Origin of the sequence: Endozoicomonas sp. YOMI1 (assembly GCF_024606345.1) — a bacterium.
In the GTDB taxonomy this organism is placed as follows: Bacteria; Pseudomonadota; Gammaproteobacteria; order Pseudomonadales; family Endozoicomonadaceae; genus Endozoicomonas.
On the sequence record NZ_JAHHPM010000387.1, the window covers coordinates 1 to 5,527 of the forward strand.

The 5,527-nt window shown below is 50.9% G+C and carries 3 protein-coding genes; 1 reads left to right on the forward strand and 2 read right to left on the reverse strand.

Annotated features, from left to right (window positions below; all coding sequences use genetic code 11):
• Positions 1-58: 58 nt before the first annotated feature.
• Complete coding sequence (locus KDK15_RS13920) at positions 59-2,371, reverse strand: ABC transporter permease subunit (RefSeq protein WP_257295991.1); 2,313 nt, start codon at positions 2,369-2,371, stop codon at positions 59-61.
• A 295-nt stretch (positions 2,372-2,666) separates the two neighbouring features.
• Between KDK15_RS13920 and KDK15_RS13925 the strand changes: the two genes are divergently transcribed.
• Entirely contained in the window at positions 2,667-3,986 is a 1,320-nt protein-coding gene (locus KDK15_RS13925) for a Na+/H+ antiporter NhaC family protein (protein ID WP_257295992.1), read from the forward strand.
• A gap of 89 nt (positions 3,987-4,075) precedes the next feature.
• On the opposite strand, the gene KDK15_RS13930 is transcribed toward KDK15_RS13925, so the two are convergent.
• Positions 4,076-5,095: a PstS family phosphate ABC transporter substrate-binding protein gene (locus KDK15_RS13930; RefSeq protein ID WP_373691376.1), complete on the reverse strand. Its 1,020-nt coding sequence runs from the start codon at positions 5,093-5,095 to the stop codon at positions 4,076-4,078.
• Positions 5,096-5,527: the final 432 nt, after the last annotated feature.

The window sequence follows — 5,527 nt, forward strand, 5'->3', positions numbered from 1 at the left end:
CTCAGGACGAACGTAGTTTTGAAACTCAGAAATGTGCAAATTATTCCGGGGCAATGCCTTAGAGCGAACTGTATTTCTTGCGGAGTCGATGACGCACCATCTCCGCCGCCGTGTTCACCACAAAGGTAAACAGGAAAAGCACCAGGGCAGCCAGAAAGAGAATTCGGTAATGGCTACTGCCCACTTCCGATTCTGGCATCTCAACCGCAATATTGGCCGCCAGCGTTCTCATTCCCTCAAAGATATTGGCATCCATAATGGGCGTATTCCCTGTGGCCATCAGCACGATCATGGTTTCACCCACTGCCCTTCCCATACCAATCATCAGCGCAGAGAAAATCCCCGGACTGGCAGTCAATAGCACCACACGGGTCAGGGTCTGCCAGGGTGTTGCTCCCAGGGCCAGGGAACCATAGGTCAGGTGCCTGGGTACGCTGAATATCGCATCCTCCGCGATGGAAAATATGGTTGGAATAACGGCAAAACCCATGGCCAGTCCTACGACCAGGGCATTACGCTGGTCGTAGGGAATGCCCAGCTCAGTGGTCAGCCAGGTACGCATATCACCGTCAAACAGCCAGAGTTCAAGGCTGGAACTGAGCGACATGGCCAAGGCACCACTGATTAACACCACGGGCACCAGCAATCCGGCCTGCATACCGTCAGGCATTCGGTGACGAATACTTGAAGGCAAGCTATCCCAGGCAAAAGCAAACAACAGGATGCCCGCTGGCACAAAGAGCAACAGGGCAAAAATACCCACCAGCTGATTCTCAATCAGCGGGGCCAGCCAGAGACCCGCCAGGAAACCAAGAATGACCGTAGGCAGTGCCTCCATCAGCTCAATCACCGGCTTTACCTTTCTGCGCATACCCGGAGCCATAAAATAGGCAGTGTAGATGGCCGCACAAATCGCCAGCGGTGCTGCCAGCAACATGGCGTAAAACGCCGCTTTGAGCGTCCCGAACGACAGTGGCATCAGGCTGAGTTTGGGCTCAAAATCATTATTTGATGCAGAGGACTGCCAGATGTAATCCGGCTGATTGTAAGACTCATACCAGACTTTACCCCATAGGGCAGACCAGGATATTTCCGGATGCTCATTATCGATTTTCAGGAATTGAGTCTCGCCCTGGCTTGCCAGAATCAGATAATTGCCTCTTGGCGCTACGGCCATTTGATCAATTCGACCCGCAGCTAATGGCTCCACCAGCAGAGAACGGTTTGCCGTGGTGTAATACAGACCGACCTGACCATTCACATCCGACGCCAGAAAACCCTTGCGCCGATGCTCCGGAACAATCTTGTCGATGGGATTATTGCCGAGGCTGAAAGAACGAATATTGTGCAAATTCAGACGACCATCCTCACGAACCATAAACCACTGGGCGATATGGCCTTCCGAGTCGCCGACCAGCAGGGACACCCCGCCCAGCAGGAACGTCAACGCGGTAACGTCTACTCCCTGGTTGGTTAGATTGAGCGTCTCATGGATATAGGGACGATCAATATCGCTGATATTGATCACCGTCAGTTGATTGCTGCCACTGAGGACGTAAAGCCAGGTTTGTTCCGGATCAATCAGCAACTGGCGGATTTCAAGGTCACCTGCCGCAGAAAGTCCACTGATAACCGGCAGGTTGACAGACTGCTGCTCAAAAGTGACGGACTCGGTTAAAAAATCCGCTTCCTTATGAACCACCTCCATCACCAGCTGGTTATTGATGCTGGCGGCAATCAGGAGCTTTTCCTCACCGTCACTGATCGCCAGTTGCGAAACCGGGGCTGAAAAGTCATTTATGGCAAAGGGCCGCCGCTCGTAGGGATAGCTGACTTCTGGTGTGATCTTCCGGCGGTCATCTGGCCAGGTAATCTTATAGCCCTGATCGAACAGTATGATCTCTCCGGTTGTGAGACCGGCCGCCATCAGATTGGAACCAGAAGCATCCCCGACCACCTTGACCACGTCACTGCCCGCAGGTATTGGCAGAGACTCATTCTGTAACCATTCACCGGTTTGGGTAGAGAAAAAACGCAGATTACCGGAAGCCTCTGCTTTCATTGCCACTTCTGCCTGCTCTTCAACAGAGAGAAATACCGGTGCTTTTTTCTTATCAACTTTCTCATCAACGAAAGTCAGTGTCGATGGGTATGAAGCAACCCGGGTAATCTCAGCGCGGTTAAATAGCGGCAGAACCTCATAGAGGAGGTAAAAGAAAATCAGGAGAATCGCCACAATAACGCCAAGACCACCGGAGGCAACCCCCCAGCGGGCAAGACGGTCTTTTAAGAAGCGCAGAGAACGATATTTTTTGAGTGCCGGTGTATTGAAATCAATACCCGGGCTGTTATCCATCGATTGTTGATACATAGCGCAAGCCAGATTAAATCATGCCCGTAACATACAGAATCAATATGACAGTAATGTGACACCACCATTGATCTACTGGTTCGATCGTATCCGAATACATTTACTTTTATCGCCTGAGATTCTAGCCTGAATGTGTAATATATTAATTTGCAACTAGAAAAAAGAGCTCAAGGCAAAACTAATCACGGAATGTGACTGCTCTAAACAAGCTCTACGCTGGTGTGGTTTAGATTGTGCTGTGGATTGAAGTATCGCAAACCGCTTATAACTCAAAAGAACACAAAACTGGATTACTATGAACGCTGTCATTTTGGCTGTTGCCATCATGCTGACCTTGAGTGTCTTGCGTGTAAACGTTGTACTCGCCCTTTTTTTTGGTGCCATTTGTGGTGGTCTTGCAGGTGGACTGGGGTTTGATGCAACACTCACCGCTTTTGCCGATGGATTGGGGGGTGGTGCCAGCATCGCCATCAGCTATGGTATGCTGGGCGCTTTCGCCATGGCCATATCCGCATCCGGGATTCCCCAGTGGCTGGCCGATCGAATTATTCAGAGAGTAGCCCAGACCGATAAAACATCTGGCCTCAGGATCTCGATCCTGGGAAGCATTCTGCTGATGGCCTTTGCCTCTCAGAATGTGGTCCCCGTACATATCGCCTTTATTCCTATTCTGATCCCACCACTACTGGGTGTTTTCAGCTCTTTACAGCTGGACCGCAGAGCGGTAGCAAGTACCCTGTCGTTTGGTCTGATTGCAACCTATATGCTGGTTCCCATTGGCTTCGGCAATATCTACCTGACCCAGATCCTGGCGGGCAATCTCAACGATAATGGCTTGAACGTTGACCCTGACCTGATGCCATCGGCCATGGCTTTGCCGGTACTCGGCATGTTTATTGGCCTGCTTGTGGCCGTGTTCTGGACTTACCGTAAGCCTCGCCACTACCACATTGAAGAGAGCGCCCTGAAAGCCGCTAAGGAAGAGCAGTCATCCATGGAGCCAAAGGCCGTCCTGATTACCCTGGTATCCATTGCCGCAGCACTCGGCGTGCAACTGTTCACCGACTCCATGGCCATGGGTGCTGCCACAGGCTTTATGATGATGATCCTCGGCGGCATTGTGAACTGGCGGGAAGCAGATGATGTCTTTGCCCGGGGTGTAAGAATGATGGCCCTGTGTGGATTTATCATGATCTCTGCCTCCGGCTTTGCCGAAGTGCTCAGGACAACCGGGGATATCCCTGCCCTGGTGGCCATGGTTGAAGAGCTGGTTTTGGGCAGCAGGGCACTGGCCGCATGTCTGATGCTGGCTGTTGGGTTGCTGATCACCATGGGCATTGGTTCTTCATTCTCAACCATTCCCATCATTGCCACACTCTATGTCCCACTGGCACTGGCTCTTGGCTTTTCACCCCTGGCAACCGCAGCGATTGTTGGTGCATCCGGCGCGCTTGGTGACGCAGGTTCTCCAGCCTCAGACTCCACCATTGGCCCAACAGCCGGGCTTGGTGTGGATGGCCAGCACGACCACATTCGTGACACCGTCATTCCAACGTTTATGCACTACAACATTCCCATGATCCTTTTTGCCTGGATCGCGGCGATGACTCTGTAATCAAGGCTATTGATACGGTTCCGTAGAAGGGTTATCCAAAAAAATAAAGCCACTGAAGACAGTGGCTTTATATCAACTCAGCAATAACATTACTTGCTGGCAACCGTCGTATTATCCAGTCCGAGCTTAGCGAGGTATTTATCAACCACCCTGCCCGGCAGTGGGATATAGCCATCCTTCACAACCACTTCCTGCCCCTGCTTAGAGAGCAGCAGCTTAACAAATTCGCGCTCAAGTGGAGATAATGGCTTGTTAGGCTGCTTATTCACATAAACATAGAGGAAACGTGACAGAGGATAGCTGCCATCAACCGCATTCAGCGGCGTCGCCTCAACAAAGGATTGGCCTTCTTTCTTCGCCAGTGCAACGGTTCTCACGCTGGAGGTTTTGTAACCAATACCGGAATAGCCAATACCATTCAGTGATGCAGAAACCGACTGAACAACAGAGGCGGAGCCTGGCTGCTCATTCACACTGTTTTTGAAGTCACCTTTGCACAGGGCCTTCTTCTTGAAGTAACCATAAGTGCCGGATACCGAGTTACGACCGTAAAGCTGCACAGAGCGGTTCTTCCAGGATCCACTCAGGCCAATATCACCCCAGGTGTTCACGTCACTATCTGCGCCACACTTGCGGGTTGACGAGAAAATCGCATCCACTTCGGCCATGGTCAGACCTTTAATGGGGTTATCTTTGTTCACAAAGACCGCCAGCGCATCAATAGCCACAGGAATGGCCGTTGGCTTGTAACCATGTTTCTTCTCAAATGCTTCCAGCTCTTTGTCCTTCATTTTCCGGCTCATGGGGCCAAAGTTTGAGGTACTTTCTGTCAGAGCGGGAGGTGCAGTGGAAGAACCCGCAGCCTGAATCTGAACATTCACATTGGGATAAATGCGCTTGAAATCTTCGGCCCAGAGCGTCATCAGGTTAGCCAGCGTGTCTGAACCCACGGAGGACAGGTTGCCGGACACACCACTGGACTTACTGTACTTTGGCAAAGATGGGTCCAGCTGGCTGGCCATTGCAGAGCCACTGGCCAGCGCCAGTGCTGCGGTAGCAGACACTGCCATAGCCCTATTAAATGCAGTTACGAGTGTTTTTATTTTCATCATCTTCTCTCCAGGCTTTACACGCCCTGTTCGATTAACAGCACCCTATAATCTTTAAGGGCTATCCAAGATTGATCTGAGGCGAGGGCCTCCTTGCTTGACTTCTGGAAATCAAATATAGAGCTCGAATATGACAATTCTATGAAGGCAGAATAATTATCCGGATAACATGCCCGCAAGGAAGGTTATGCCATAATCCCTGACTGCACTAAAGATAACAACTGGGTGAAAAAAACCACCCCACTCACACGGATTTAGCTCGACATCATATTTAATATGGCGGAATTGGTGTTATACGATCATTCCGATTGCCTTGAACTTTTTCCCGGCAATCCCATCCAAAATGCCTGATTGGCAATCACCTGAAGATGGCAACTAACAATGGAACCTCCCGTTACCGTGAACACCAGCGACAGTTATGGCAGTAGCCCG